This is a genomic window from Methylobacterium sp. E-012 (genome assembly GCF_057836545.1).
In genome coordinates, this window is record NZ_JBYQEY010000001.1 from 222,066 (window position 1) to 247,760 (window position 25,695).

The following is a 25,695-nucleotide window of genomic DNA, read 5'->3' on the forward strand; positions in this document are numbered from 1 at the left end:
CTCTCGCGGGTGGTCCGAATGCTGGTCTCGAAGCGGGTCTCGATCCGCCGCCCGGCGGCTCTCGCCGTCGCCGCGGCGTCCCTGGCGCTCGCCGGCGTGCCGGCGCGGGCCATCGTCGGCGGCGCCGAGGCCCCCGCCGGCGGTGCCGTGATGGTCCTGTCCTCGAAGGGCGGGGTCTGCACCGGCGTGGTGCTCGCCCCCGACACGGTGCTCACCGCCGGCCATTGCGCGGCCGACGCCCCGGAGCACCGCATCCATTTCCGCGACGCCGCGGGCGCGCCGGTCCTCGTGGAGGTGGCCGCGCGGGCGGTGCATCCGGGCTACGATGCCGGCGCCGCGAAGGCCCGGCGGCGCTCGATCGATCTGGCCCTGCTGCGCACCGCGACGCCGCTGCCGCCGCGCTTCGCGCCGGCGACCCTGAGCGCCGCGCCGCCGCAGGCCGGGGAGGCCCTGACCCTCGGGGGCTACGGCGCGGCGCGGCCCGGCGACCCGCGCTCCACCGGCACCTACCGCAGCCTCACCCTCCCGGTGATCGAGCCCTACGGGCCGAGCCGGATCCTGGTCTGGCTGCGGGGCGGCACGGGCGGCGCCTGCCAGGGCGATTCCGGCGGGCCGATCGCCGGGCCGGACGGCGTGCGGGCGCTCGCCGCCTGGATCGGCGGCGCCTGCGGAGGTCTGACCCAGGGCGTCCTCGTCGGGCCGCAGCGCGGCTGGATCGACGGGGTGCTGGAGGGCTGGGGCCGGAGCGCGCGCTGGGCGGGTTGAGCGCCCCGCGGGTTCCGGGCGACCTGTGAATCAGATCGCCGCCGGATACGGGCAACGGCCGGACCCAGGCGCGCGTCCCCCTCCCCCCTTTGCGCGACGCTATTCACCGATCGCTGGCCGAGACGCTCTCTCCTCCCTTGGCGATCCTGGGCTTGCCCGGGATCGCTCGAGCTTGCAGGGAGGCGTTGAAGGTGGGGGTGGTGCAGGATGGAGCGGTGCGATGCCGTCTGCACCACCCCCACCCCTGGCCCCTCCCCGCAAGGGGGAGGGGAAAAGCGCTCCGTTGTCATGGTGTTGGTGTCAGACTGCGACGTGTGACTCCGGTGGCCTTTGCGGGGGCGGGACGGTCCGTGGGTGCTCCGGCATGCCTGTTCGCTCGAACCCGGAACGATCCGGACTTCGATCCGGGCATCCGACAGCCCAACCCCGTCCCCGGGACCCTCGTCTCCGCAGGGAACCTCAGCTTGGCCAGGTCATTCCCTTACTCTAGGCTCGTCGTGCCGCCCGCTCGTCCAAGACGGCCGTCACCTGCGCCCCCGGAGTGCCCGATGTTCCCTCGCCCGATCCGCCAGGCCGGCCTTCGCGAGCGCCCGGCGCGCGGTCGCCTCGGGGGTGGCCTTCTCCGGGGCGGCCTGCTGGGCGCGGCGCTCCTCGGCGCGCTGGCCGGCCAGCGTCCCACCCCCGCCGCGGCCGTGATCAACGGCACGACCACCCGCGATCCCGACGGGGCGCGCAGCTTCGTGGTGCGCATCGAGAGCACCGAGGGCGAGATCTGCTCGGGCACCCTGATCGCCCCGGACCTCGTCCTCAGCGCCGCCCACTGCGTCATGCGCCCGGCGGGCTACACGGTGATCAGCGTCGACCGCGGCTTCCGCCAGCACCGGACGCAGGTGATCGCCGCGACGATGCATCCGGACTTCGTCCCCGGCACGACGCCCGAGGAACAGCCCGGGGTCGATCTGGCGCTGCTCAAGCTCGAACGGCCCCTCGGGGCCGATTACATGCCCCTCGACCCGCGGGGCGCCGGCGCGATCGGCAACGGCGAGGCCGTCGACATCGCGGGCTTCGGCGTCGTGGCCGAGAACCGGCGGGGCTCGGCCCGCGTGCTGCGGCTGGCGCATCTCGTCTCGATCGGCTCGCTGCAGGTCGCCAACCGGGTGACCGTGGTCACCGACCGGCGGCGCATGGCCGAGACCTCGGGGGCCGGCGCGTGCCTGGGCGATTCCGGCGGCCCGATCCTCACCGGCGGCCCCGGCGGCTACCGGATCGTCGGCGTGGTCAGCTGGTCGAGCGGCGCCCTGCAGCAGGGAGCCCGCCGGACCGCCTGCGGCGGCTTCACCGCGGTGACACCGGTGGCCGAGCATGCCGGCTGGATCTCCGCGCGCTCGGCCGAGCTGTCGCGGATCCAGGTGAGCGACGCCCTGCCGCGCGGCGACGGGTCCGTCTGGACGGCGCGCCCGCGCCGTCGGTAGGCGCCGAATCGGGGAGCTCGAACCGACGCGGGGCCCTGCCATGCGGTGGATCCTGCGCATCTGCGGGAACCTGAGGCCCCATCGGCACTTTCGCATCCGAACCCTTCCGGCACACGGAGCGAGAGCATGGCCGCGACCGAAATCAGCAACACCCCCCGGGCGCACAAGACCCGGAACGACACCGATTCGAACGCCAAGAAGGTCTCGATCGAGGCCCTCAACGCCCGGTTGGCGGACGGCATCGATCTCGCCCTGGCGATCAAGCAGGCCCATTGGAATCTCAAGGGGCCGCAATTCATCGGCGTCCACGAGATGCTCGACGGGTTCCGCACGGAACTCGACGACCTCAACGACAAGGTGGCCGAGCGCGCGGTGCAGCTCGGCGCCACGGCTTTCGGCTCGACCCAGGCGGTCGCCGAGCGCACGAAGCTGCCGCCCTACCCGACCGGCATCTACGCGATCGCCGACCACATCGCCGCGCTGATCGACAGCTTCGCCGGCTACGCCAACGCCGTGCGCGAGAACATCGACGAGACCGACGAGGCGGGCGATCCCGGCACGGCCGATCTCTTCACCGAGATCTCCCGCGCCGTGGACAAGCAGCTATGGTTCCTCGAGGCCCACGTTCAGGAGCCCACGGGCGCCCTGCGCGACGGCAACCCGGGCCGCTGAGAACCGGACCCGAGATCGTCGCGCCCCACCCGTGATCGGGCGGGGCGCGACCACTCAGCTGAACTTCAGCAGCTTGATCGCGTCGAAATCCTGCACCCCGCCGCCGACGCGCTTGGTGGTGTAGAACAGGACGTAGGGCTTGGCCGAGTACGGGTCGCGCAGCACGCGCATCCCGGTCCGGTCGACCACCAGATAGCCCCGCCGGAAATCGCCGAAGGCTACGGACAGGCTGTCCTTCCCCAGATCGGGCATGGCCTCGGCCTCGGTGACCGGGAAGCCCACCAGGGTCGCGCCCTGGCCGGCAGCGAGCGGCGGCTGCCAGAGGTAGTTGCCCTCCGAATCCTTGAACTTCCGGATCGCGCTCTGGGTGCGCCGATTCATCACGAAGCCGGCGTTCTGGCGGTAGCCGGCGCGCAGGCCGTAGATCAGGTCGAACAGCACGTCGCCCGGGTTGCTGGACGGGAAGGCGCCGGCCGCCCCGGTGGCCACGATTCCGAGCTTGCCCGGCACCCAGGCGGCATTGGCGACCGTGTCGTAGCTCAGGAAGCCGCGCGGGCGGCTCGCGCCGTTGCCGGACACGAAGGCGACGCCCTCCTGCTCGGCGAAAGCGGTCTCCACCTCGGCCGACAGCCACGCATCGAGATGGACCACGGCATCGTCCAGCAGCGTCTGCGTGGCCGCCGGCATGGCGTAGAGTTCCATGGCGGGGAACGCGATCTCGGTGAGCGCGGGCCCGTCGGTCTGGGGCCGCGGCGCGGTCTCGGCGGCCCAGCCGGTGACCGGCGCCCCCACCGAGACCGCGCGCTTGTACTGCGATCCCGAGATCTGCTGGACGCTGGCGATGGACCGGATCGGCGAGACCTGGCCGAGGCGCATCAGCACGGTCCGCTCGATCGTGTCGGGCACGAGGTAGCCGCCATCCGGGCCCGAACCGGCCGACAGGGCCTTGGCCTCCAGGCGCTTGAGGCCGGCGCTCTCGCCGGCCCGGACGTAGAGGTCGAAGGCCGCCTTGTGCTCCTGGGCGCCCGCGTCGACCCGGGGCCCCGGCTGGCCCAGCGGCGGCCGGGCCTGCTCCAGGGTGATCCGGTCGAGGCGGGTGCGGGCGGCGTCGAGGGCCGCGTCGATCCGGGCGAGCTTCTCCTCGGTGAGCACGTCGACGCCCAGGCGCCCCTCGATGGCGCCGATGCGCGATTCGTTGGTCTCCTTGAACGCCGCGAAGGCGGTGGAGAGCTCGTCCAAGGCGGAGCGGACAGGGGCGCCCTCGGGCCGGGCGGCTTTGTTCTCCAGGTCGGGGAATCCGCCCTTCGTCTCGAGGGCGGTGCGTGCGAGCGGGGATTGGGCGTCCATCGGGGCCTCGTGGTCGGGGGTGGAAAGCGGGGTGCTTGGACGTCAGGGCCGGGCGGCCGGCGGGAGCCGGAGTCCGGGTCTCACGCCCCGGACCGGGGCGATCCGGCGGGCGAGGCCGCGGATCTCCTCGGCCAAGGGGTCCGGGTCGGGGCTCGCCCGGGCCCCCGGCTGCAGCGGGAAGGTCACGAGCGAGATCTCCCAGAGATCGACCCGGTGCAGCCGGCGCTCGCCGCCCGTGCCCCGGCGGGCGAGCAGCGTGCGGAAACCGATCGACAGGCCGTCGAGCCCGCCGCCGCGCAGCAGGGCATCGACCTCCCGGGCGCGCTGGACCGCGAGGTTGAGCTGGCCCTCGGCGAACAGGCCGGTGGCGTCCTCGCGCAGGGAGAGCCAGCGGCCGATCGGCTCGGCCGGGTCGTGCTGGAACAGCAGGCGCACGCCGGCCGGACCGCGCCGCGCCAGGCTCGCCGCGAAGGCCCCCGGCACCACGATGTCGCGCCCGAGATCGGGCACGCCGAAGACGCTGGCATAGCCGGTGAAATGGCCGTCCATGGATGGTCCTCGGGTTGAAAGCGGTTCGGGGGAGGCTGGGTCGGGCCCGAGACGCGTCTCCCTCCCCCGCAGGGGGGGCTTGCGGATCCACGCATCGCGTTCGGCGGCAAACTTTTGGAACGCCGCGCCTTTTCCCCTCCCCCTTGCGAGGCGTGGTCAGGGGTGGGGGTGGTGCAGGAGGCACCGCCACGCGTCGTCCTGCCCCCCACCTCCAACGCTTCCCCGCACGGGGGGAGGAGCGCTTATCGCGGCTCGCAGCAGGCGGTGTGTGCATCGCGTAGCCCGCAGACGGGGGCGGGAGAGGCCCGGCGGTGGCGGACTTGCGTCTCCGACACCGAGGCGCCCATCCAGCCCCCGATCACGAGGCGTCCGCCCCCCGGGGCAGCTCCGGCGGGTAGCCCACCGCCTCGCGCTTCTCGGCGACCGACAGGAAATCCGCGGCCTGGACCCGGCGCCACAGGGATTCCCGCTCGCCGGCCAGCGCCTCGATCCGGTCGAGATCGGGTTCCAGGTCCACCGGCCCGAAGGCGGGTTCCAGCCAGACGGCGAGCGCCTGGGCGGTGCGGGCCGCGAGCGGGATCAGGGTCTGGCGGTAGAGCGCCCGGTTGGCCTCGGCGTAGTTGGCGTGGGTGCTGTCGCCGGGCAGGCCCAGCAGCAGGGGCGGAACCCCGAAGGCCAGGGCGATCTCCCGGGCCGCCGCGTTCTTGGCCTCGACGAAATCCATGTCCCGGGGCGACAGGCCGAGCGGCTTCCAGTCGAGGCCGCCCTCGAGCAGCAGCGGCCGACCGGCATTGGCGGCGCCCTGGTAGTTCGCCTCCAGCTCCCCCTTCAGCCGCTCGAATTGCGGCTCGGACAGCCCGGCCCCGGCGAAGACCAGCGCCCCGGAGGGCCGGGCGGCGTTGTCGAGGAGCGCCTTGTTCCAGGCGCTCGCGGCGTTGTGGATGTCGAGGGCGGCCGCCGCCGCCTCGACGGGGGCGAGGCCGCCGGTCTCGTCCTCCGGGTGGAACAGGGCGAGCGCCAGGATCGGCGCCACCGCCTCGGTGCCGGGAGCGGGCAGGTCGAACCGGCGGCTGCGGCCACCCGCGGTGTAGATGTAGGCCGCCGGCCAGCCGTCGGGCCCCGGCACCATCCGCATCCGCCCCGGCCGCAGGGCCTGGAGGGCCGCGACCCGGCCGTCGAGGGCGACCGCCTCCAGATAGGCGGTCCCGGCGAGCAGGAGGTCGGCATAAACCGTCTCCAGGAGATGCGTGCCGCTCTCCCGCGGGTTCGGCCGGGCGAGCAGCGCCAGCAGATCGGACGCCCGCTCGGCCCCGGGCCCGGTGGCGATCAGCGGCAGGCCGGCGGCGCTCTCGGCGACCAGCCGGACCGCCCGGTGGACCACCGGATTGCCCTGGTAGCCGGCCCGGGCGAGCGCCGCCGGGTCGCGGGGCGTCCAGCTCGCCCGGCCCTCGGCGTAGAGCGCGAAGGCGGGGGCCATCGCGGCTTTGGTGTAGGCCATGCTGGCGGCCTTGGAGTCGGCCATGCTGGCGGCCTGGGTGGCGGGCGCCCGGCCGCCGGCGCCGCGGCGGGCGACCCGCGCCAGCCGTTCGAGGAGGGTCGACATGCCGGTCTGGTCCTGCGTTATGGTTGCACGATGCAGAGCCGCTTCCCCGCGCGGTCCCGCGCCGCCCGAGGCGGGTGTTTTCCGGCGGCGCTCCTGGCCGCGGCGATGCCCGCTGCGGCCGCCCGGGCGCAGGATTCCCCCGCCTGGCCGGAGCCGGACGGCACCCTCGTCCTGGCGCGTCCCTTCGGCCGCTCGGAGATCGCCCTGCGCCTGTCGCGCCGGGTCGCCGGGGCCGCGGATACGCTGACCTGGAACGGCGTCGCGTTCCTGGCCGATGCCGGGGTCGGGGACGCCCTCCAGGCGCGCCTGACCCTCGATCCGGAGGCAGACGGCCGCCAAGCGAGCGAGGCCGGCGACCCGCGGGGCGAGCCCGCGGCAGCGCGGGTCCGATCCCTCCGCGCCGGCCGGAGCTGGGCCGAGACCGTGGCGCCCCTGGCCTGGGACGGCCCGGGCGCCGCGGCCGGCCCGGACGTGATCCTGCACAAGCGGATCGCCCTCGGCCTGCCGGGCCTCAGCAACGCCATCGAGGTCCAGGCGGGCTTCGTGCTGTCCCGGCCCGCCGCGGCGGTGCGGCTCGAGCCGCTCTCGGCCACCGTACCGGCGGAGTTCACCGAGGCCTGGCGCTTCGACCCGGCGACCGGCGGGCTCGATCGGCTCGACTCCGCCCCCGGTGAACGGCCGCAACCCGTGATCCTGGCCCTGCCCGAGGGCTCGCACGCCCTGGGGATCTGGAGCCCGGCCCCCCCGGCGGGCGAGGCCGATGCCCCGAGGGCCGGCTTCGCGATTCGGCCGGTCCCGGGGGCGACCCGCCTGAGCTGCGTGTTCCGGGTCGCGCAGGCCGCATCCGGCGCCCACGATTTCGCCTGCTACGCGCTGGTCGGCTCGCTCACCGACGTGCGCGCCGCCCTGCGGAGCCTGACCGCCCCGGAATAAGCAGATCCGACCGAAAAAAGACGGGTCCAACCCGCGCTGCGTGCGACGCCGTGGTGCGGACGCCACAGTGTGGCGCACGAAATCGTGTATACAGGATGCAGTTCGTTCCTGAGACCACGAACCGACTCCCGGCGCGCTTCCAGCAGAGGCGCGCCGTATTGTTTCGGGCGTCCCTCACAGGCGCCGGATCCGCGGTTCCGCCCGCCGCTCCAGCATCAGGTGCGTGAGCGCCCAGACCAGGGCGTCGAGCCGGTCCGGCGAGCCGCCCCCGGACAGGCCCTCCGGCCCGAAATCGCACAGCTCGTCCTCCAGCGCCGGGAACGCCCCGACATGGTGGACGAGGCCGCGGGCGTAGAGGAGCGAGACCGGCTCGGCCCGCAGATACTTGCCCCGGGTGGCGTGGACGCGGACCACCGGCACGGCGGGGTCGCACTGCGCCAGCACGGCGGCGGCCATCTCGCCGCCCTGGTTGACCTCGACCACCAGGGTGTCGGCGGCCAGCTGGTGATAGAGCGCCAGGGCCGCCCCGGCCCAGGCCTGCGGGGTGGCCCGGGCCAGGCTGGCATCGGCCAGCACGTAGGCCTGGGGCCCGGCGCGCCCCGCCGCCACGATCCCGCAGGCATCCGAGCGCGCCCCCGAGGTCGCGGGCGGATCGACCGCCACGACGATCCGGCCGAGGTCGGGGGCGGCGGCGACCCGCCCCGCCTCCAGGCCGGCGCGGTCCCAGAGGGCATCGTCCCGGTCGGCGATGAGTTCGCCGTCGAGTTCCTGGCGGCCGAGGCGGGTGCCGGCATAGCGCCCGACCACGCGCTCGAGGAAGTCCGGCGCGAGGTTGTCGGCGTTGTCGCGGGTCCGGGCGCGGCTCACCACGGTGCGCGGGTCTCCGAGCAGGCGGCGGATCAGCGGCACCGGCCGCGGCGTCGTGGTGACGAGGTTGCGCGGCCGGGCGCCGAGGCGCAGGCCGAATTGCAGCATGTCGAAGGCCGCCTCGGGCCGGCGCCACTTGGCGGCCTCGTCGCACCAGGCGGCGCCGAATTGCGGACCGCGGAGCGCGTCGGGCTCCTCCGCCGAGAAGGCCAGGGCGACCGCGCCGTCGGCCCATTCGAGGCGCCGCCGGCTCGGCGACCAGACCGGCCAGGCCCGGCCGCCCCGGGGCAGGTTCAGGATCCCCGAGGGCCCCTCGATCATCACCTCGCGCACGTCGCAATGCGTCTCGCCCACGAGCGCGATGCGCCCGACCGGCTCGGGGGTGAAGGCCGGATCGCCCCGGGCGAGCGCGTCGACCCATTCGGCCCCCGTGCGGGTCTTGCCGCTGCCGCGGCCGCCGATCACCGCCCAGGTGGTCCAGGGTTCGATCGGGGCTCCGGCCGCGTCCGGTTCGGGCGGCGGGAGCTGGTCGGCGCGGGCGCGGTGCAGCCAGTCGCGGTCGAGCGCCCGGAGCAGGCCGGGCGGCAGGGTCGCGAGGAAGTCAGGCAGGCGCCCCGCCGCGGACAAAGCCATCATAGCGTCGCGCGATCTCCGCGCGGAGGGAAGGCAGATCGCGTTCCGTGCCGTCATCGCCCCCCTCCCCCGCCGCGGGCTGGACGCCGTCCGCCCTGACCTCGTCGAGCAGCCGCTTGAGGCCGCCGAGGTCGCGCAGGACCCGGGCGGATTCGCCCAGCGCCACCCCGTCCCGGCCCAGAGCCGCGTCGTAGGCGGCGATCTGCCGGGCGATGTGGGCGTGCAGATGCGCCCGCAGGGTCGGCGGATCGATCACCGGCGCGGCCTCGCGCCGGGTCCGCCGCTCCCTCGGCACCTGCCGGAAGGCCGCGACCATCAGCTCCGGCCGCTCGCGCCCGAAGCCCAGCGCCGCGGCGACATCGGCGGGATCGCTGCCCGGCAGGCTCAGGAGCCGGGCGACCGCGAGGCGCCGCGCCTCGGGCCAGCGCGCGACGACGCAGCGCCAGCGCGGCGGCCGCACCCAGCCGGCCCGGGCGTTCCAGGTCAGGATCGTGCGCGGACTGAGGCCGGTGCGGGCGCTGATCTCGCGGATCGGCAGGTCGGTCTCGCGCAGGAGCCGCGTCACCTCCGTGCGCCGCTCGACCGGGTGGGCCTCGCGTAGCCGCATCGCCGCTCTCCGCACACGTTTCGACCGTGCCTCAGGGATAGCCCGGCAGCGCGCCGCTGTCAAGCCTTATTTCCTATTTTATGGCCGATTAGGAATTTGGGCTGAGGCGCCGGCCGGGTCTGCGGCGGGCGGAGGTGCGCCGCAGCGGTTCGGCCAGCGCCGGCGATCGGTTCCCGATGCGGGGTACGCCAGAGCCGGGCGCCGTCCCTGCCCCCGCTGTGGGCTGGCGGATTCATAGATCGCGTTCGGAATCATCGCCCGGTCGACGGGTGTTGCGGTCCAGAGCTGGCAAGCGTCCTCCCTCCCCCCTCTGCGGGGGAGGGAGACGCGCCTTGGGCCGGCCGGGCGATGATCCCAAATCCGGAGCGTGATCCGCGAGGAGCGGCCCGGGTCAGCCGCCGACGCGGGCCTGCGCGTAGAGCGCCTCGCAGCGGTCGAGCCAGCGGTCGCGGGTGAACAGGCGCAGGACGCGGTCGCGCGGGATCGGCCGCGGAATCACCCGCGCGGCGTCGATCGCCCCGGCCAGGGCATCCGCGTCGCCACAGGGGACGAGGCGTCCGGCCTCGCCGACGACCTCCGGGGCGGCGCCCATGGCGAAGCCGGCGACCGGCAGGCCGCAGGCCATCGCCTCGACCGCCGCCAGCCCGAACGGCTCGTCCCAGCACGGGGTGAACAGGAACACCGAGGCGCGGCCGACCTCCGCGGCCAGAGCCGCGCCGCCGAGGTGGCCGCCGTAGCGGATCGATCCGCCGAGCGCCGGGGCGATCCGCGCCGCAAAGTAGTCCGGCTCCTCGACCGGGCCGAACAGGGTCAGGGGCAGGCCGGCCCGGCGCGCCGCCGCGATCGCGTGGTGGGCGCCCTTGACCGGCGCGAGGCGCGCGCACCAGACGGCGCTGCCGTCGCCCCGCGCGACGTAGGGCCAGGCGGCGGGATCGATGCCGTTGTGGAGCACCGAGGCCGTCGCCGGCGCGCCGTCCGGCCACCAGGCCCGCAGCTGGGCCCGGGAGGTCGCGGTGATCCGGTGCCCCGGCGTGGCGCTGGCATGCACGAACCAGCGGAGCGCGTCGTAGGGCGGCACGTGCAGCGAGGTGACCGTGGGGGTCGCCGCCGTGGCGCGCGGTTCGAGTGGCAGGCGGCTCAAGCTGTTGTTGTGCAGGACGTCGAAGCCCCCGGCGGCGATCCGCGCGCAGGCGGCGGCGTAGCCGTCGTCCAGGTGGGCCGTGAGGCCGGCATCGCCCCGGTGCTCCAGGCCCGGGAAGCGGCGCTCGTGGTGGACCGGGATCACCGGGTCGAGGGTGAAGCGCGGGTCGCTGTCGCCGGAGGCGAACAGCACGACCCTGTGGCCGCGCGCGGTCAGACCGTCGGCGAGGCTCCAGGTCTGGGCTTCCAGGCCGCCCGCGAAGGGCGGCGCGATCGGGTGGCGGAGATGGGCGAGGAGCGCGATCCTCATGCCGTCGCGGGCGCGGGCACGCCGGAGGCCATGGCGGCGCCCTCGACCTGCCGCGCCTCGAGGGTCCGGATGACGGAGGCCGAATTGGTGTAGGGCTGGTGGCTCTGCTGGCCGGTGAGGGCCAGATCCCCGGCATCGGGGCGGCGCAGGATCCGGATCGGCCGGTCGGGCGCGTCGTCGATCAGGCCCATGACGCGGAACGCGTAGAGCCAGTGGCCCATGGTCCGGTAGCCCCATTTGGACGCGAACAGCTCGGCATTGCGCACGACGCTGTCGAGGTGATGGACCGGGGGCATGTGGTGCGGATGGTACTGGTGATAGGCGCGCGCGCCCTTGATCCAGGCGATCGGGATGCCGCGCGTGGCCAGGAGCTTGCCGAAATCCGTATCCTCGCCGCCATAGCCCGTATAGCGCTCGTCGAAACCGCCGGTGTCCAGGAACGTCGCCCGGCGGATGGCGTAGTTGAGCGACCAGAAGCAGCGGTAATCGTTGCAGATCTCGATGCCGGAGGCCGGGGGGCCGCGGCGATCGGAATGCCGCTCGGCGACGGCGTCGAGATCCGCGTAGCGCCAGTCGCCCGCCGTGGCGCGCTCGGGCAGGTGCAGCACCTCGCCCATCAGCAGGCCGTCGAGGGCGGCGAGGCCCCGTGCATAGTCGGCAACGAGACTCGGTGCCGGGATGCAGTCGACGTCGAGGAAGACGACATCCTCCCCGCACGCCGCCGCCACGCCGCGGTTGCGCGCCGCCGCCAGGGGAAGCTCGCGGCCCGGCACCAGGATCTGGCGGACCGGGAACGGCACCTCGGGCAGGTCGTAGGGCGCGTCCTGCATCACCGCGACGATGAGTTCGGCGGGCGGCCGGGTCTGGCGCGCGAGGCCGAGGAGCACGTTGCGCAGATGCGCCGGCCGGCCCTTGGCGAGCGTCACGACGGAAACGGTGGACATCCGAGATCGGGCTCCGGCTGGGGCGCTCGCCGCCGAAACGGACGCCGGTCCGGCGGCGGCGAGCGGGTTGAATCAAGAACGGGGATCTGCCCCCGATCGCGACGCGATCGGGGGCGGCTCCAACGGTGTGGGACGGCGGCGCTCATCCGGCCGCGGCGGCGTCGATCAGCTGACCGGACCACAGCGTGTCGGTCAGCCCTTCGAGCCAGTCGGCGGCGCGGGCGGCGGCGTCCGGGGCGTAGAGGCTGCGCAGGGCGGTCCCGTCGAGGGCGCGGGCCCGGGCCAGGAGGTCGCGCCAGGTCTGGAAATCGCCGGGCCAGGCGGGGGCCTGCACGGCGGCGGCCAAGCGGACCAGGGCTTCGGCCTTGCGGGTCTGTTCGGCGAAATAGCGCCATTCCGGCATCACGATCAGGCGGCCGCCGACCCGGGCGACCTCGTGCACCGTGTTGTCGCCCGCCGAGGCGATGACGATGTCGGCCGCCGCGAGGTAGGCGGTGACCGAGGCGACCCAGCCGAGCTCGCGCAGGTTGGCGAAGTCGGTCTCGTGGCCCTCGCGGTGGGTCGGCCCGAGGGTCAGCCAGAGCGCGTCCGGGGCGGCCCGGGCCGCGACCGTCAGCGGCGCGTAGGGCGTGCCGCTGCCGCCGCCGCCGGTCACCGCCACGACGATCTCGCGCTCCGGATCGAGCCCGAGCCGCGCCCGCGCCTCGGCGCGCTCCGGCACCCGGTCGACGCTGGTGCACAGGCCGCCGCTGTAGAAGGTCTTGGCGCGCAGGCGCGCGGGGTACTCGTCCTGCTCCAGGCGCGCGTCGAAGGGGGCGAGCATCCCCACGCAGGCCTCGTAGGCGCCGATATGGCCGATGTCGGAGCGGTCGCCGTGCATGCGGATCTGGACCGCGGGCACGCTGGCGATCCGCGCGAGCAGGGCGATCTCCGCGGAGACGTCGACGACGAACAGCCCGATCCCGCGCTCGTCGAGGTGGTCGAGGATGCACCGCATGGTCCGGCGCATCTCGGACAGGCCCAGGGGGACGCAGTGCATCACCTGCGGCGTCGGCTCCGCGTAGAGCCGCGCGGTCGGGACCGCGGCGCCGATCATGTTGGGCAGCGCCACGATCTCGATGTCGCGCGCGAAGCCGTCGAACAGGTGCGGATCCGCGGTCAGCACCGAGACCGGGCGGTCGTGGCTGAACGCGGCCGCCACCGCCATCGTGCGGTTGGCGTGGCCGCGGCCCTGGTGATGGACGAAGAACGCGATGGGTCGCTTCATGGCCGGCGGTTCGGGCTCGCTCTCAGGAGAACAGGGCGTCGGGCCGCAGGGCGGCGGCGATCTCGTGCCGGGTCGGCGGTCGGATCAGGCGGATCGCGGCCGCGTCGGAATCCCAGTCGATCAGCCCGGCCGCGCGGAACTGATCGAGCCAGTAGGTCATGCACCACCGTCCGTGCCGGGCCCGGAAGCGGGCCGCGTTGGCGAGGATCGGCGCGAAGTGCTGGAGCGGCGGCACGTGGACCGGGTGGTGCTGGTGGTAGGCCCGCGCGCCCGCGACCCAGAACGTCGGCAGCCCGGTCGCGGCGAGCCGGGCGGCGAAGTCGGTCTCCTCGCCGCCATAGCCCGAATAGGCCTCGTCCATGCCGCCGACCGCGCGCCAGGCGGAGGCCGCCAGGGCGAAGGACAGGCCCCAGAGCTGGCCCGGATCGGGCTCCGGCCGCGAACCGGATTCCGGTACGGGCGGGCGGGCCGGATGGGGGCGCCCGACCCGGTCGAGCGCGGCTGGATCCACAACGCCGCCGGCGGTCGCCCCGTCCGGGAGGTAGAGGACCTCGCCCAGGAACAGGCCCCGGGCCGCCGCGGCGGCCGCGGCATAGGCCGCCACCAGCGTCGGGCCCGGGATGCAATCCACGTCGAGGAAGACGAGGAGGTCCGCCGCGGCCGCCTCCGCCGCCCGGTTGCGCGCGGCCGCGAGCGGCAGCGCCGCGCCCGGCACATGGAGGTGGCGCACGGGGCAGCCGGGATCGGGCAGGTCGGCGGCCGGCTCGGGCTGCATCCAGGCGATGACGCATTCGCGGGGCGGCATCGTCTGGCGGGCGAGCCCGCGCATCAGGTTGCGCAGGCGGTCGGCCCGGCCGCGAACCAGCGTCAGCACGCTCGGTGCGGGGCCGCCCCCGGGCTCAGCCGACATCGGCCAGCATCCGCCGGAAATGCGACACCCCCTCGATGATGCCCCGGGCATGGGCGGTCCGGGCGACGTAGGAATGCTTCAGCGCGGCGTTGTTGGCGAGGTCGTCCGAATAGTTCGCCACGATGATCGCCTGCACCCGGGCGCCCAGCATCTCGATGTCGTTCCCGGAATCGCCGGCCACGAAGACCGCCTGCTCGGGGAGGTCGTACAGGGCCCGGACATGGTCGACGGCGGTGCCCTTCGAGGCCGCCTCCGGCAGCACGTCGAGGTAGCGGCCGTGGCTGTGGATCACCCGGGCGGGGAGGCCGGCCAGCGCGAGCCGCGCGCGGACGCGCCGCGCCGCCGCCGCATCGCCGAAATAGCTCAGCTTCAGCGCCCGCTGCTCCAGGGGGCCCTGGGGGGCGAGCCCGTCGAGCCCGGCGAGCGCCGCGCGCACCGCCTCCCGGTCCCAGCCGGCAGCGATGATCCCGCGCCAGGCCGCATCCGCCGTGTAGGTCACCCCGTTGGCGTCGAGATGGTAGATCTCGGACCCGACCGAGGTGATCATCACCTGCGGCCGCGGGCTGGCCTGCTGTTCCAGCACCGCCATCGCGCTGTGGAAGGACCGGCCGGTGGCGACGCCGAAGGCCAGCTCCGCCTGCCGGCTGCGCCACCGGCGGAAGATCCCCAGCGCCGCGTCGCAGCCGACCAGCGTGTTGTCGATGTCGCAGACCAGGAGTTGCCGGGGCCTCCGGAGGGGCGGCTCCGGGGCTAGCAGCGCGCGCAGCAGGACGTGGTAGCGCGCGGCGTGCCGGTCCCAGTCGTAGGCCGCCGCCGCCCGGGCCCCGCCCGCGACGCAGCGGGCGTAGAGCGCCGTATCGCCCAGGATCCGCAGGCAGGCCTCGGCGATCGCGCCGGGGGCGCGGGGATCGACCAGCAGCCCGTTGCCGCAGGTCTCGACGATGTCGTTGGGACCGCCGCTGTCCGTGGCGACCAGCGGCAGGCCGGCCGCCGAGGCCTCCAGCAGCGTCAGGCCGAAGGGCTCGTTGAGGGCCGGGTTGACGAAGACGCCGCCATGCGCCCGGGCATAGGCGTAGATCGCCGGAACGTCCTGCGGGCGGTGGGTCTTGGGATAGGCCACGTGCCCGTAGAGGTCGTAGCGGTCGATCAGGACCAGCAATTCGCGCATCGTCGCGGCCATGTCGCCATCGAGGGCGTCGATATCCGCGCGGGTGCCGGCCACGATCACGAGATTGGCGCGGGCGCGCAGCGCGGGGCTCTCGCCGTAGGCCCGGACCAGGGCCGCGAGGTTCTTGCGTGCCACCGGCCTGGCCAGCGCCAGGATCGCCGGTTTGCCCGGGTCGGCCAGGAACCGGTCGATCGCGGCGTCGACCCGGGGCTCGGGACACGCCGCGGCGAAGCGGGCGAGGTCGCTGCCCGGGGGCAGGACGCGGACGCGGCCGGGATCGTAGGCCGCATAGCCGGCATACTGCACCTCCGCCTCGTCGCGGGACGAGGCGATCACGAGCCGCGCCCGCGCCAGGGCGTCCTCCTCGGTGGCGATCCGGCGGGCGAGGTCGGGGCGAAGGACGGCCTCGCCCAGCATCGCGGCCTTCACCCGGCCGAGCGAGTGGGCGGTGAACACGAAGGGGATGCCGAGCCGGTCCTCCACGAGCGCCGCCACCGCGGCCGCGTCCGCGTAGTGGGCGTGGATCAGGTCCGGCGCCCGCGCCTGCGCGCCGATCCAGGCGACGAGGTTCTCGGCGAAGCGCGCCACCTCGGCGTGCATCTCCTCCTTGGCGCGGTAGTCCGGGGACGCGCTTGCCAGCCGCACGAGGGTGACCTTGTCGGCGATCCGCTCTTCAGGCACGGCGTAGGCGGCGCCGAGCGGGCCGTGGAACAGGCGCGTCGCCACCGCGATCCGCGCGAGGTCGCGATCCTGCGCCGAGGCCGAGACCAGATCGAGCAGGTAGCGGATATGGCCGCCGGTATCGGCGGTGATCCCGTAGACGACGCCGTCGCCGCGCAGGCAGCCCTGCAGGGCGATGTGCAGGACGAACATCAGGCGTGGGCTGAAGCTGTCGGGCGCCCGTATAAACTTAACTTATGTGAAGAGAGCGTCGTGATTCGTGTTGCCCAGGTCGCACCGAACATTTTTCCCGTTCCCCCAGATCATCACGGCGGCACCGAGCGGGTTGTGCATGATCTGAGCACGGCGCTGCGAAGCTTGAGCGTCGAGGTAACACTTTTCGCCCCCTCGGACAGTGCGACAGACTTGCCGCGCGTCGGCGATTATCCGAGTCTTTCGGCGCTCGAGCGGCGCCACGGGCCCGTCGCGCCCGGGGTGCCGGCGGCCCTGGATGCCCTGCAGCTGGAGGCGCTGCGGCTGCGGCTCGACGATTACGACATCGTCCATTGCCACGGCGAGTTCGCCCATGCGGCGCTCCTGGGCGGGCGCCGGCGGCGCAGCCTGACCACGATCCACTGGCGGGTGGACGAGCTCGACCGGGCGCTGTTCTTCGCGGGCTTCCCCGACCTGCCGGTGGCGGCGATCTCGGCGGCGCAGGAAGCCGGCATCCCCGCGGCGAACCGGGCGGGGATCGTGCATCACGGCATCGATCGGGACCGCTACGCCTTCCGCGCGGAACCGGACGCCCACGTCGCCTTCCTCGGCCGGATGACCGACCAGAAGCGGCCCGACACGGCGATCCGCGTGGCCCGCGCCGCCGGTCTCCCGATCCGGCTCGGCGGCACGGTCGATGTCGGCAACCCGGATTATTTCGACCGGCAGGTGCGCCCGCTCCTCGGCGCCGACGCGACCTATCTCGGGCCGGTCGACGATGCCCGGAAGGGCGAGCTCCTGGGCGGCGCCCGGGCGCTCCTGTTCCCGATCGACTGGCCCGAGCCCTTCGGCCTGGTGATGATCGAGGCGATGGCCTGCGGGACGCCGGTCGTGGCCTGGGACCGCGGCTCGGTCCCCGAGATCGTCGAGGACGGCGTGACCGGGTTCGTCGTCGCGAGCGAGGCGGAGGCGGTCGCGGCCCTCGCCCGGATCGGGCAGCTCGATCGCGCCGGGATCCGTCGCCGGTTCGAGGCACGGTTCACCGCCGAGCGGATGGCGCGCGACTATCTCGCGCTCTACCGCCGCCTCCTCGACGCCTGATGCGCACCGCCCTCCTGGCTTGGGACTACCCGCCCGCGCCGAGCGGCCTCTCGACCGCGGCCCGCGAGATCGCCGAGAGCCTCGCGGAGGCGGGCGCCGAGGTCACGGTGTTCACCCTCGACCGGACCGGCCGCGCGCGGGTGGCAGGCGTCACGATCGTGGGCCTCGGCCTGCCGGAGGGGGGCGCCCTGGCGCGCCTGCGCCGCTGGGGCTCGGCCGGGCATCTCGCGGCGCCGCTGGCCTTCCGGCGCGCCGTGCTGGCCGCCCACGCACGCACCCCCTTCGCGGTGGTGGAGGCGACCAACTGGTACGCGCCGGCCGCGCTGCTCGCCGGCCGCCGGACCCTGCCCCTGGTGACGCGCAGCTCGACCCCGGCGGTGTTCACGCGCGGGCCGGGGGGTGCCCTGCGCGACCGCCTCGACGGGTGGAGTGCCGACGCCCTGGAACGCCGGCAGGCCCGGGGCAGCGCCGGCCTCATCGCCAACACCGCCGCGCACGGCGCGGTGATCACGCGGGCCTATGGGCTCACCGGCCGGCAGCCCTCCGCGGTGATCGGCCTCAGCCTGCCGCCCGAGGTCGCGACGGGTGCCCGCGCCGCCGCCTATCCGGAGGCGGAGGCGCCGGTGCGCCTGCTCTTCGTCGGGCGGGCGGAGGCGCGCAAGGGCTTCGACGCGCTCCTCGACGCGGTCGCGATCCTCGGCGGCGCGCGGGACCGGGACGGCCTGCCACCGTTCCAGCTGGACCTCGTCGGGGTGGCGCCGGAGGATCTGCCGGCCGATCTGCCCGGGGCGGCGCGGCGGCACATCCGCGCCCGCGGCCGGATCGACGGCCCCGCCCTGGCGCAGGCCTACGCGCAGGCCCACGCGGTGGTCGCCCCCTCCCGCTACGAGAGCTTCGGCCTGGTCTACCAGGAGGCCCTGGCCTACGGCCGGCCGGTCGTCGCCTGCGCGGAGGATGCCAGCGCCCGAGCCTTCGTCGGCGCCCCCGGGGCCGGGCCGCTCGCGGAGGCCGCCACCGGAAAGGCGCTGGCCGATGCCCTGCGCCCGCTCCTCGCCGATCCCGACCTGCGCCGGACCTACAGGGCCCGCGCCCTCATCGCCGCGGGCCGGTTCGACCGGGCCAGCCTCGGCGGGGAGACCCTGGCGCTCTACCGGCGGGCGATCGCGGCGGCGGGGGGCGCCGGAGCGACCCGTCAGTCGGCATAGGGACGCAACAGCGCCGTCGCCTCCTCGGGACGGCCGCGTCCGGGATCGAGCGCCTCGTAGCGGCGCGACCGCGCCCGCACATGGGCGCGGCTCAGGCGATGCGCGATGACCCCGTGCAGCGTCAGGAAGCTGCGCGGCCAGCCGCCGTCGAGAACCGGCCGCTCATGCACCCGGCCGGCGAAGCGCACCCGCGTCCGGTTCAACCGGTACTGGACGTCCGGGAAGACATCCGACAGGACGCCGTCGACCCGGTTGGCCCGCGCGAGCCCGATCGACACGACCTCCGCCGCCTCGGCCGCAGCGGCCAGGGCCGGCAGGCGCGCGCCGGTGGCGGGTTCGATGGATTCGTCGGCGTCGAGCTGCAGCATCCAGGCGTGGCGGGCGAGGTCCTGGAGCGCGTTCCGCTGCGCGGCGAAATCGCCGTCGAGGGGCCGGGCGGCCACCCGCACCGCCCCCTCCGGAAACCCGGCGACCGGAACCATGCGGGCCGCCCGCGCCGGCCCGTCGAGGAGGATCGCGACATCGTCCGTCCAGCCGGCCTGGGCGGGCAGAAACGCCAGCACCGCGGCGAGGTCCGCCGGGCGGCACAGCAGGCCGAGGGAGACCGGGCGCCCGCCGGCGCCGTCGAGGGCGTAGAGTTCCGCCGCGGCGGCCCGGGTCCCGTGGGGGTGCCGGAGGTCCGCGCGGCCCGCGTCATCGAGCGGGCGCGTGCCCCGGCCGAGGCGGGTCGCGGCGGTCCGCAGGGTGTAGAGGTCGAGGCCGTAGGGCGCATCCGGGTCGGACAGGAAGGCCGGCGCGGCGAGGTGCCGGTCCAGGTGCTCCCGGCAGGCGGCCGGGTCCGCCGCCTCCGCCAGCAGGACGCCGCAGGAGCCGCAGGCGCGCGCGAAGGTACGGCGGCGGCCGTCCGGATAGGTCAGGCCCCGCGCGCTGGCCCCGAGCATGTCGGCCGCGCAGAGGAAGCACCGGCGCGGGCCCGTCACGTCGACACGTTCGACCCGGCCGCGCCCTGGTCGTCCCGGCCTGGCGCCTTAACTCCGCGGCTCCCCGCGATCCCCGGTTTCCGTGTCATCCGACCTCGATCCCTCCCGTGCCGACGGCCCGATCCTGCCGGCCGGATCGTCCCTCGCCATCGTCGGCAACGCGCCCGGGACCGGTGATGTAGGGCCGGCGATCGATGCGGCGGACTGCGTGGTGCGCTTCAACAACGCGGCGGGCTTCGGCGACCGGACCGGCCGACGCGTCACCCACCTCGCCCTGGTCAACCGCGGCGGCCAGACCCGGGAATGGCTGATGGACCGGCGCTTCCTGGAGCGCCCGGTGGTCCGGACGGCCGGGGCCTTCATCCTGCCGTTCCCGATGCTGCCGGCGGCGCAGAACGTCCCGGACCCGATCTGCTGGACCCGCGAGATCCTGGCGCTGCTGTGGCCCCTGGGGCGCCCGATCCACGTCCTGCCGGAGACCCTGCACCGGCGGGCGCACGGCCTGCTCGGATCCCGGACGGGCGAATGCCCGAACCCGAGCACCGGCTTCCTCGTGACCCTGGCGCTCGTGCCGGACCGCCCCGGGCCGGGGCTCCCGGCGGACGCCTACGGCTTCGGCTTCGCCGGCTGGCCGGGGCATCCCTGGGCGGCGGAGCGCGCGTGGTTCGCCGCCGCCGCGGCCTCCGGGCGCCTCCGCCTGCACCCGACCGAAGGCTGAGAGTCATGGCGACGCTGATCACGGTCCTGAAGGGCGGCGGGCGCTACGACGCGACCTGGGTGGAACGCCTCGCCCGCGGCGTGCGCCGCCACGCACCGGCCTTCGGGCGGATCCTCTGCCTCACGGACCTGCCGCTCGCGGTCGCCGGGGTGGAGCGCGTGCCCCTGCGGCACAACTGGCCGGCCTGGTGGGCCAAGATGGAGGCGTTCCGCCCCGGGCTGACCGAGGGCCCGACGCTCCTGTGCGACCTCGACACGGTCCTGACCGGGCCGGCGGACGCCCTGGCCGCGCCGGGCTTTGCCGCGATGGAGGATTACTTCCACACCGGGCGGCTCTCCAGCGCCCTGCTGCGCTGGGACGGCGATGCACTCGCCGCGCTCTACGAGACCTTCGCGGCGGATCCCGAGCGCTGGATGAGGCCGGGATCCTGCGGCCCGGTGCCCAACGGGGTCCACGGCGATCAGGTCGTCATCGACCATCTGCTCCGCCGGAGCGGCCGGCATCCGGACTTCCTCCAGCGGATCCATCCGGGCCTGCTCGACTTCTACGACCCCCGGCGCGACGCCCACGGCCCGGTCGTGATCTTCATCGGCGCGGCCAAGCCCGACACGGCCGCCGGCGCGGTCCACGCGGCCTGGACCGGCACCTGACCGGCGCTCTCGGGCGCCGACGACATCGTTATCGGATTCGCCTTGCCAAGGCCCACGCGGCCGTGCCTCGTCCGGGCATGCGCATAGTCCTCGCCGCCGCCCTGCTTGCCGGCCTCGCCGCACCCGCATGGGCCGGGGAGCCGCCCAAGGACGGGCCCGTGACGGGTGGCAGCTTCGGGATGGGCGGTTCGGACTATTACGGCGATGTCCGCGACCGGATGCCGTTCACCCGCGCGGCGCCGCCGCGGCCGATCGGGATCGCCGACATCGAGCGCGTCCGGGCCGCGCGGCGGCGGGCCGAGACGCGTGCGCGACGGGTGGGTGGGCGGCACGCGCTGCATCGCCGGCCGCCGCCTGCCTGAACCGGCGGCGTGGTGTCCGGCTGCGGCCGAAGCGCCTCGCGTGTCCGGTGGCGGGAATGACGGGCCCCGAGGCCGAAGCCCCGGGTTCTGTTGCTAGGCGTGCCCACGCCCCGGAAGATTACGCCGCGAGGCGCATCTCCATGCCGACGTTGTCGTTGGCATTTAGAGTTTTGGTCAGGTGCTCGGAACGAGGGTTGCCCGCGCCGAACCGGTCGAGTCCTTACCGAAAGCCGCATCTTACCCCGCCGAAGCGGGACAGAACTCGCGATCCCTTTACCGCCCAGTCGAACCTGTTTCACCCCCAGCAGAAGCACCCTGGCAGCCCGCGATCCGAAACGCCGGATGCGCGCCCCGTCCCCGAACGGTAGCGGGGCAAGGTGCTTCTGGTGGAGGCGCCGGGTACCGCCCCCGGGTCCTGAAGCGTTATTATGAACCGGTCATCAACCTCGCGCGCACCCTACGCCAGAAGTGCCCCCCGGGTCTACAGGGTTGATGGGCTCCAGACGCCCAGGGCTCACCGAGGCGGGCTCCATCCCGATCCGAGTTCAGCTTCCGGCAGACCGGTTCGTGACCATCGCCCTGAGCCGCATGCCGACTGACGATACCCAGCAGGAGTAACCAACGCGCGCGACTGCGCAAACTCTGCTGTTGCAACTTCAGATTTTGTGGCGAGAATGTGGCATCGACCATAGGACGAGGGTGCTGACATGCGGTGCGGATCGCTCGTTCTAGTCGCGGCCCTGGCCGCCTCGCCGGTCAATGCTGCTCCGCGGCCGCCGGCCTATTACTCTGCCGAAGAGGGCTTCAATTCAAGCTACGCTCTGCGGGAGCGCGTCATCGCGCAGACGATGCTGATCAGCGCGGGTTACCAGAATGCCGTCCCCACTGAGCGCTTCACCCTTCACACCTTTAACGCTATCCGAGACTTTCAGATCGCCAACAGTCTTACGCCGTCGGGAAGCTTGGACAAGGCAACCTCAGACAGATTGTTCGCCGTGGCGCGCCCCATGTTCAACATGTGGGGCTTCCGCCAGATCGGACATCCGACGCGGGGGCGGCCTATCTGGATACCCCAGGGCATGGGCCTTCGCCCCTATCCCAATAGAAACGGCCTCACCTACCGCGACGCCACTGATCGGGTCCAAGTGTCCTACAACTATTTCTCCGGAACGACGCCGGAGGCCGTGTATGCCGGCCTTTTGGAGAAGATGCGCGGCAACGGCACCGTCATCCATTATTCGGTTCTCAAGGATGGTTGGTTCGTCATCTCCGCGACGACGGGAGACGGGGATGACGAGTACGTCCGGTATCACGCGGACGGCGACGGTATCTTGGGCTTCGCGGCCTTCTGGAACAACGCGAAGGGCGTGGTGAATGGCGAGCGCATCGCCGTCCTCATGTCGGCCTCGCTCGGTTCGGTGATGAACGGCCGGCCCTTCGTCGAGCCGCCCGGCTTCCTGGACGAGGAGCCCGCCCGCGTTGCCGCGGCGCCGGCCGTCGTGCCGGTAAGCCGGCCGGATCCGGCCGTCATCCCCCCGGCGCCCAATGTGCTCGCACCCGTGCCGAACCCGGCCGCACCGCCGCCAGTGGCTCGGGCTAAGCCGGAGGACAAGATCTCGACCGGCAGTGGGTTTTTCGTCGACGGGCAGGGGCGATTCATCACAAATAATCACGTCATCGAGACGTGCAAGGATGTCGTCGTGAAGACGCCGGATGGACAAATCCGGAAGGCAGCCGTCAGGGCGACTGATGCGGCCAACGACATGGCTTTGATTCAGGTCACAGGAGCCGAGGGTCACAAATTCCCGCCGCTGCGGCTCGGCGCACGGCTCGGCGAAGGCATCGCGACGTTCGGCTACCCTCATCTCGACCTGCTGGCCAACACCGGCAACTTCACGCTCGGCAATGTCACTGCCCTTGCCGGGGTGAACGACGATTCACGGTTCTACCAGATCTCTGCACCAGTCCAGGCCGGCAATTCCGGCGGCCCGGTGCTTGACAATTTTGGCAACGTGGCCGGCGTCGTTCAATCGAAGCTGAACGTTCTCAAAGTTGCGATCGCGTCCGGCGACTTCCCACAAAACATCAACTTTGCGATTAAGGGGGCGATCCTGGCGTCGTTCCTGGAAAGCAACGGGGTTACGATTATGCCCGGCTCAATCACCGGGGCGAAGCTCGATCCGGCCGACCTTGCGGACGCGGCCAAGACGGTCAGCGGCCTCGTGGCGTGCCAGTAGGTCTCGCGCGCGGACCCGCAGCGCTCAGTACCGCACGTCGCGAAAACCGCTGTCGCCGCGGCCGACGACGCCCTGGATCACCGCTTTGGTCGACGGGCTGAGGCCGCCATCGCCGCGCAGGCGCCGCCCATCGGCCCGTTCCAGCCGGGCGACGTCGTCGGAGCAGCGATCGAGTGCGGTGTGGACCCGGGACGACAGGGGCATACCCCGTTGCGCGGGAGTGCCGCTCATCTCGAACCGCAGGCAGGAGGCGAGGTACCCCTTCAGGTCGTCGAAGGCGGCGGCGTGGGCGCTCGACGTGAGGAGGGCGAGCAGCAACGCGGATCGGGCGAGCATCGGGCGCTCTCAGGTGAGGATGGATCCTCCCGACAACGCGCGAGCCGGGCTTTGGTGGCGGGTCGCGCCGCGCCCCGCAATCCGCGCCGGCGCGGCCGCACACCGGGGGCCCGGTTCCCCGGAGCCGCATCACCGTCTCTTCACCATCCGGCGCGAACGGGTCGCCCGAAGGCGGGGCGATCCCGTTGAGGGGACATGGACACGCCCGCGCCTGCCCCGGCGGATCACCCCCCGCCCGCGACGGACACCTTGGCCGACCTGCCGGTCGAGGCCTTCGTCCTGGGTTGGCGGATCCTCACGGGCGAGCCGCCGGCGGTCCTGCTCGGCTCACGGACCGCGATGATCGCGCTGCTCGTGGCGTGCGCACCGGTGGTCCCGCTGACGCCGGCAGACCCCGTCTGGGATGCGCCGCTGCGCGGCGACGGCACGCAGCTTTAGCCGCCCGCCGGCATCCAGCGGTCCAGGAACGCGGAGCGGGTGCGATCCGGTGCCGCGGCCGGCAGCGGTGGCATCGATTGCCCCCCGGCGGTGGCCAGATTCGCCGTGACGCGGACGGAGACCGTCGGATCGCGGATCGTTCAGGCTGTGGCGCCCCCCGATGTCCCGGAGCGCCGACCGTCCGTACGCGCCCGCAGCGCGACGCGGCCGGGCCATGGACGGACCGTGCCGGGATCTGTGCCTTGACGAAGCGCCCTCAAACGTAGTCAAAAGTCCCCCTGACGCCCTGAAACCGCAAGATTTCTCAACGGTTTCAAGGCGCCCGCCGGTGTAGCACAGCGGTAGTGCAGCGGTTTTGTAAACCGAAGGTCGGGAGTTCGATCCTCTCCACCGGCACCAGCGCTCGCCGACGAGGCGGGCAAACGACCGATCGTATCGAGGATTGCACGGCCCGCCGGTGCGCAGGGCCGTCCGGCTTCACCGTCGCGACGGTCGCCGACAGCCGCGTGCAGTTGCGGCCCGCACCCGTGCCTGCGCCGCGAACCTGTGTAGCCCGTAGCCGTTACGGGCAGCCGTCGGAGGCGCCCCGGAAGGCGCCGTCACGCGCGATCCGACGCCGCCCCCATCCCTGGCTCTTACCCGCAGGCCGGAGCGAAGCCCGCAGCCTTTCCGATGCTTGAAGCCGAACCCGGTGTCGTGGATCCGCCGGCCCGCAGGGGCGCGCCGGGCAGGGGCTGGCCGCTCAGGCGCGGATCAGCTTGGCCACCACCGCTAGCAGCTGCTCCGGCTTGAACGGCTTGGTGATCCAGCCGGTGGCCCCGGCCGATTTCGCCTGCTGCTTGATGCTCTCGTCCGATTCCGTGCTCAGGAACAGGATCGGCACGCCCGCGCAGGACGGCACGGTGCGCAGCTGCTTGATCATCTCGATGCCGTTCATCACCGGCATGTTGAGGTCGGTGATCACCAGGTTGATCGCCCCGGCCTTGGCCTTGGCGAGGCCCTCGGCGCCATCGGCCGCCTCGATCACGGTGTGGCCGGCGGGGCCCAGCACGATCTTGATCATCTGGCGGATGCTCGGCGAATCGTCGACGGCGAGAACGGTGGCCATGGGGGTGATCCGGTCCTGGGGGTTCAGAGGTCGGGGGCGGCCGCGAAGGGCGGGCGCGGCGCGATGCCGGCGCGCCGGAACGCCGCCGCGGCCGCGTCGGGCAGGTTGGTCAGGTCGAGGGTGGCGCCGCGCGCCGCCGCGGACCCGGCGGCCGCGACGACGAGCTGGACAAAGGTGACGTCCACCGTCTCGATCGCCGCGCAATCCAGCACCAGGCGGGCCGCGCCGTCCAGGGCCGCCAGCAGATCGGCCCGGAGCGCCTGCGCCGTCCGGAGCGTGCAGTCCGGCGGCATCGTGAGGGTGACGGGCTCGGCCATGAGGAATCCGCTGCTGTTGCGCGGCCAGACTGGCTGCAGTCGATCTCTTAAGAGAACCGGACGGTTAAAGTTTCCTTGAGCCGATCACATCGCGGCAACACCGCCGATGATCCCGACGACGTTTCCTGTTGAAAACCGTGTAGGTCCGGCCGGGGAGTGATTTTGTATTGGGTGATAGACGCG

Annotated in this window: 25 protein-coding genes, 1 tRNA gene and 1 other RNA gene; 12 read left to right on the top strand and 15 right to left on the bottom strand. The window is 73.5% G+C overall.

Features of this window, described 5'->3' with window-relative positions; translation table 11 throughout:
• The first annotated feature begins 18 nt into the window (after positions 1–18).
• The 3 genes from AC3IF1_RS01025 (at position 19) to dps (ending at position 2,909) form a co-directional block, all read left to right on the top strand.
• Positions 19–765, top strand: a complete 747-nt coding sequence (locus AC3IF1_RS01025) for a S1 family peptidase (protein WP_489215171.1) — start codon at positions 19–21, stop codon at positions 763–765.
• Between the two features lie 548 nt (positions 766–1,313).
• Positions 1,314–2,237 carry a S1 family peptidase gene (locus AC3IF1_RS01030; protein ID WP_489215173.1) on the top strand — a complete coding sequence of 308 codons (924 nt, stop codon included), beginning with the start codon at positions 1,314–1,316 and terminating at the stop codon, positions 2,235–2,237.
• Between the two features lie 126 nt (positions 2,238–2,363).
• On the top strand, positions 2,364–2,909 hold the full coding sequence (dps, locus tag AC3IF1_RS01035) for a DNA starvation/stationary phase protection protein Dps (protein WP_243973982.1): 546 nt from the start codon (positions 2,364–2,366) through the stop codon (positions 2,907–2,909).
• A gap of 54 nt (positions 2,910–2,963) precedes the next feature.
• Here dps and AC3IF1_RS01040 read toward each other — a convergent pair whose 3' ends face one another.
• From AC3IF1_RS01040 to AC3IF1_RS01050, 3 genes are all read right to left on the bottom strand, one after another.
• Positions 2,964–4,256: a phage major capsid protein gene (locus AC3IF1_RS01040; RefSeq protein ID WP_489215175.1), complete on the bottom strand. Its 1,293-nt coding sequence runs from the start codon at positions 4,254–4,256 to the stop codon at positions 2,964–2,966.
• 42 nt (positions 4,257–4,298) lie between these two features.
• Positions 4,299–4,805: an HK97 family phage prohead protease gene (locus AC3IF1_RS01045; protein WP_489215177.1), complete on the bottom strand. Its 507-nt coding sequence runs from the start codon at positions 4,803–4,805 to the stop codon at positions 4,299–4,301.
• A 358-nt stretch (positions 4,806–5,163) separates the two neighbouring features.
• Positions 5,164–6,408: a phage portal protein gene (locus tag AC3IF1_RS01050; RefSeq protein ID WP_489215179.1), complete on the bottom strand. Its 1,245-nt coding sequence runs from the start codon at positions 6,406–6,408 to the stop codon at positions 5,164–5,166.
• A gap of 30 nt (positions 6,409–6,438) precedes the next feature.
• On the opposite strand from AC3IF1_RS01050, the gene AC3IF1_RS01055 reads away from it, so the two are divergent.
• Positions 6,439–7,341 (top strand): hypothetical protein, encoded by a 903-nt coding sequence (locus AC3IF1_RS01055; protein ID WP_489215181.1) that lies wholly within the window; start codon positions 6,439–6,441, stop codon positions 7,339–7,341.
• Between the two features lie 174 nt (positions 7,342–7,515).
• Here the strand turns inward: AC3IF1_RS01055 and AC3IF1_RS01060 are convergent, their stop codons facing one another.
• The 7 genes from AC3IF1_RS01060 to AC3IF1_RS01090 all read right to left on the bottom strand — a co-directional run bounded on the left by AC3IF1_RS01060 (position 7,516) and on the right by AC3IF1_RS01090 (position 16,060).
• Positions 7,516–8,841, bottom strand: coding sequence for a DNA-packaging protein (locus AC3IF1_RS01060; protein ID WP_489220298.1), 1,326 nt, complete (start codon positions 8,839–8,841; stop codon positions 7,516–7,518).
• Complete coding sequence (locus AC3IF1_RS01065) at positions 8,810–9,448, bottom strand: hypothetical protein (protein ID WP_489215183.1); 639 nt, start codon at positions 9,446–9,448, stop codon at positions 8,810–8,812. The genes AC3IF1_RS01060 and AC3IF1_RS01065 overlap by 32 nt, the downstream gene beginning before the upstream one ends.
• A 391-nt stretch (positions 9,449–9,839) precedes the next feature.
• Positions 9,840–10,898, bottom strand: a complete 1,059-nt coding sequence (locus AC3IF1_RS01070) for a glycosyltransferase (RefSeq protein ID WP_489215185.1) — start codon at positions 10,896–10,898, stop codon at positions 9,840–9,842.
• Positions 10,895–11,842: a glycosyltransferase family 2 protein gene (locus AC3IF1_RS01075; protein WP_489215187.1), complete on the bottom strand. Its 948-nt coding sequence runs from the start codon at positions 11,840–11,842 to the stop codon at positions 10,895–10,897. Before AC3IF1_RS01075 ends, AC3IF1_RS01070 begins: the two co-directional genes overlap by 4 nt.
• Before the next feature lie 142 nt (positions 11,843–11,984).
• Complete coding sequence (locus AC3IF1_RS01080; RefSeq protein WP_489215188.1) at positions 11,985–13,109, bottom strand: glycosyltransferase; 1,125 nt, start codon at positions 13,107–13,109, stop codon at positions 11,985–11,987.
• A 22-nt stretch (positions 13,110–13,131) separates the two neighbouring features.
• Entirely contained in the window at positions 13,132–14,019 is an 888-nt protein-coding gene (locus AC3IF1_RS01085; RefSeq protein ID WP_489215190.1) for a glycosyltransferase family 2 protein, read from the bottom strand.
• Entirely contained in the window at positions 14,009–16,060 is a 2,052-nt protein-coding gene (locus AC3IF1_RS01090; protein ID WP_243965310.1) for an HAD-IIB family hydrolase, read from the bottom strand. The genes AC3IF1_RS01085 and AC3IF1_RS01090 overlap by 11 nt, the downstream gene beginning before the upstream one ends.
• A gap of 60 nt (positions 16,061–16,120) precedes the next feature.
• On the opposite strand from AC3IF1_RS01090, the gene AC3IF1_RS01095 reads away from it, so the two are divergent.
• Both AC3IF1_RS01095 and AC3IF1_RS01100 read left to right on the top strand, forming a co-directional pair.
• The gene (locus AC3IF1_RS01095; protein ID WP_489215193.1) at positions 16,121–17,161 is read left to right on the top strand and encodes a glycosyltransferase family 4 protein; all 1,041 of its coding nucleotides are present in this window, start codon (positions 16,121–16,123) and stop codon (positions 17,159–17,161) included.
• On the top strand, positions 17,161–18,366 hold the full coding sequence (locus tag AC3IF1_RS01100; protein WP_489215195.1) for a glycosyltransferase family 4 protein: 1,206 nt from the start codon (positions 17,161–17,163) through the stop codon (positions 18,364–18,366). The genes AC3IF1_RS01095 and AC3IF1_RS01100 overlap by 1 nt, the downstream gene beginning before the upstream one ends.
• Here the strand turns inward: AC3IF1_RS01100 and AC3IF1_RS01105 are convergent.
• Positions 18,354–19,307, bottom strand: coding sequence for a glycosyltransferase family protein (locus tag AC3IF1_RS01105; protein ID WP_489220299.1), 954 nt, complete (start codon positions 19,305–19,307; stop codon positions 18,354–18,356). The two genes, AC3IF1_RS01100 and AC3IF1_RS01105, sit on opposite strands and share 13 nt — an antisense overlap.
• A 121-nt stretch (positions 19,308–19,428) precedes the next feature.
• Here AC3IF1_RS01105 and AC3IF1_RS01110 point away from each other — a divergent pair, with 121 nt between their 5' ends.
• From AC3IF1_RS01110 to AC3IF1_RS01120, 3 genes are all read left to right on the top strand, one after another.
• On the top strand, positions 19,429–20,064 hold the full coding sequence (locus AC3IF1_RS01110) for a glycosyltransferase family 29 protein (RefSeq protein WP_489215197.1): 636 nt from the start codon (positions 19,429–19,431) through the stop codon (positions 20,062–20,064).
• Between the two features lie 5 nt (positions 20,065–20,069).
• Entirely contained in the window at positions 20,070–20,714 is a 645-nt protein-coding gene (locus AC3IF1_RS01115; RefSeq protein WP_489215199.1) for a hypothetical protein, read from the top strand.
• Between the two features lie 77 nt (positions 20,715–20,791).
• On the top strand, positions 20,792–21,076 hold the full coding sequence (locus AC3IF1_RS01120; RefSeq protein WP_489215200.1) for a hypothetical protein: 285 nt from the start codon (positions 20,792–20,794) through the stop codon (positions 21,074–21,076).
• 265 nt (positions 21,077–21,341) lie between these two features.
• Here the strand turns inward: AC3IF1_RS01120 and ssrA are convergent.
• Positions 21,342–21,512, bottom strand: a transfer-messenger RNA (tmRNA) gene (gene ssrA, locus AC3IF1_RS01125).
• Between the two features lie 271 nt (positions 21,513–21,783).
• Between ssrA and AC3IF1_RS01130 the strand changes: the two genes are divergently transcribed.
• Positions 21,784–23,313 carry a trypsin-like peptidase domain-containing protein gene (locus AC3IF1_RS01130; protein WP_489215202.1) on the top strand — a complete coding sequence of 510 codons (1,530 nt, stop codon included), beginning with the start codon at positions 21,784–21,786 and terminating at the stop codon, positions 23,311–23,313.
• A 24-nt stretch (positions 23,314–23,337) separates the two neighbouring features.
• Here the strand turns inward: AC3IF1_RS01130 and AC3IF1_RS01135 are convergent, their stop codons facing one another.
• A complete protein-coding gene (locus tag AC3IF1_RS01135; RefSeq protein WP_243968554.1) occupies positions 23,338–23,649 on the bottom strand; it encodes a hypothetical protein in 312 nt (103 codons plus the stop codon).
• 249 nt (positions 23,650–23,898) lie between these two features.
• Between AC3IF1_RS01135 and AC3IF1_RS01140 the strand changes: the two genes are divergently transcribed.
• Both AC3IF1_RS01140 and AC3IF1_RS01145 read left to right on the top strand, forming a co-directional pair.
• Positions 23,899–24,087, top strand: a complete 189-nt coding sequence (locus AC3IF1_RS01140) for a hypothetical protein (RefSeq protein WP_243968552.1) — start codon at positions 23,899–23,901, stop codon at positions 24,085–24,087.
• A 324-nt stretch (positions 24,088–24,411) separates the two neighbouring features.
• Positions 24,412–24,486 (top strand) — tRNA-Thr (locus AC3IF1_RS01145).
• A gap of 343 nt (positions 24,487–24,829) precedes the next feature.
• Here AC3IF1_RS01145 and AC3IF1_RS01150 read toward each other — a convergent pair.
• Positions 24,830–25,195, bottom strand: a complete 366-nt coding sequence (locus tag AC3IF1_RS01150; RefSeq protein ID WP_489215205.1) for a response regulator — start codon at positions 25,193–25,195, stop codon at positions 24,830–24,832.
• Positions 25,196–25,218: 23 nt separating this feature from the next.
• Positions 25,219–25,512, bottom strand: coding sequence for an STAS domain-containing protein (locus AC3IF1_RS01155; protein WP_489215207.1), 294 nt, complete (start codon positions 25,510–25,512; stop codon positions 25,219–25,221).
• Between the last annotated feature and the right edge of the window lie 183 nt (positions 25,513–25,695).

What these genes read in the sequence shown, in the direction of transcription:
- AC3IF1_RS01085 (WP_489215190.1), bottom strand. Translation starts at nt 14,019, where the DNA reads ATGTCGGCTGAGCCCGGGGGCGGCCCCGCACCGAGCGTGCTGACGCTG.
- AC3IF1_RS01040 (WP_489215175.1), bottom strand. Translation starts at nt 4,256, where the DNA reads ATGGACGCCCAATCCCCGCTCGCACGCACCGCCCTCGAGACGAAGGGC.
- AC3IF1_RS01055 (WP_489215181.1), top strand. Translation starts at nt 6,439, where the DNA reads ATGCAGAGCCGCTTCCCCGCGCGGTCCCGCGCCGCCCGAGGCGGGTGT.
- AC3IF1_RS01045 (WP_489215177.1), bottom strand. Translation starts at nt 4,805, where the DNA reads ATGGACGGCCATTTCACCGGCTATGCCAGCGTCTTCGGCGTGCCCGAT.
- dps (WP_243973982.1), top strand. Translation starts at nt 2,364, where the DNA reads ATGGCCGCGACCGAAATCAGCAACACCCCCCGGGCGCACAAGACCCGG.
- AC3IF1_RS01100 (WP_489215195.1), top strand. Translation starts at nt 17,161, where the DNA reads ATGCGCACCGCCCTCCTGGCTTGGGACTACCCGCCCGCGCCGAGCGGC.
- AC3IF1_RS01120 (WP_489215200.1), top strand. Translation starts at nt 20,792, where the DNA reads ATGCGCATAGTCCTCGCCGCCGCCCTGCTTGCCGGCCTCGCCGCACCC.
- AC3IF1_RS01135 (WP_243968554.1), bottom strand. Translation starts at nt 23,649, where the DNA reads ATGCTCGCCCGATCCGCGTTGCTGCTCGCCCTCCTCACGTCGAGCGCC.
- AC3IF1_RS01065 (WP_489215183.1), bottom strand. Translation starts at nt 9,448, where the DNA reads ATGCGGCTACGCGAGGCCCACCCGGTCGAGCGGCGCACGGAGGTGACG.
- AC3IF1_RS01150 (WP_489215205.1), bottom strand. Translation starts at nt 25,195, where the DNA reads ATGGCCACCGTTCTCGCCGTCGACGATTCGCCGAGCATCCGCCAGATG.
- AC3IF1_RS01070 (WP_489215185.1), bottom strand. Translation starts at nt 10,898, where the DNA reads ATGAGGATCGCGCTCCTCGCCCATCTCCGCCACCCGATCGCGCCGCCC.
- AC3IF1_RS01075 (WP_489215187.1), bottom strand. Translation starts at nt 11,842, where the DNA reads ATGTCCACCGTTTCCGTCGTGACGCTCGCCAAGGGCCGGCCGGCGCAT.
- AC3IF1_RS01115 (WP_489215199.1), top strand. Translation starts at nt 20,070, where the DNA reads ATGGCGACGCTGATCACGGTCCTGAAGGGCGGCGGGCGCTACGACGCG.
- AC3IF1_RS01090 (WP_243965310.1), bottom strand. Translation starts at nt 16,060, where the DNA reads ATGTTCGTCCTGCACATCGCCCTGCAGGGCTGCCTGCGCGGCGACGGC.
- AC3IF1_RS01050 (WP_489215179.1), bottom strand. Translation starts at nt 6,408, where the DNA reads ATGTCGACCCTCCTCGAACGGCTGGCGCGGGTCGCCCGCCGCGGCGCC.
- AC3IF1_RS01025 (WP_489215171.1), top strand. Translation starts at nt 19, where the DNA reads ATGCTGGTCTCGAAGCGGGTCTCGATCCGCCGCCCGGCGGCTCTCGCC.
- AC3IF1_RS01030 (WP_489215173.1), top strand. Translation starts at nt 1,314, where the DNA reads ATGTTCCCTCGCCCGATCCGCCAGGCCGGCCTTCGCGAGCGCCCGGCG.
- AC3IF1_RS01105 (WP_489220299.1), bottom strand. Translation starts at nt 19,307, where the DNA reads ATGCTCGGGGCCAGCGCGCGGGGCCTGACCTATCCGGACGGCCGCCGC.
- AC3IF1_RS01130 (WP_489215202.1), top strand. Translation starts at nt 21,784, where the DNA reads ATGCGGTGCGGATCGCTCGTTCTAGTCGCGGCCCTGGCCGCCTCGCCG.
- AC3IF1_RS01060 (WP_489220298.1), bottom strand. Translation starts at nt 8,841, where the DNA reads ATGGCTTTGTCCGCGGCGGGGCGCCTGCCTGACTTCCTCGCGACCCTG.
- AC3IF1_RS01080 (WP_489215188.1), bottom strand. Translation starts at nt 13,109, where the DNA reads ATGAAGCGACCCATCGCGTTCTTCGTCCATCACCAGGGCCGCGGCCAC.
- AC3IF1_RS01155 (WP_489215207.1), bottom strand. Translation starts at nt 25,512, where the DNA reads ATGGCCGAGCCCGTCACCCTCACGATGCCGCCGGACTGCACGCTCCGG.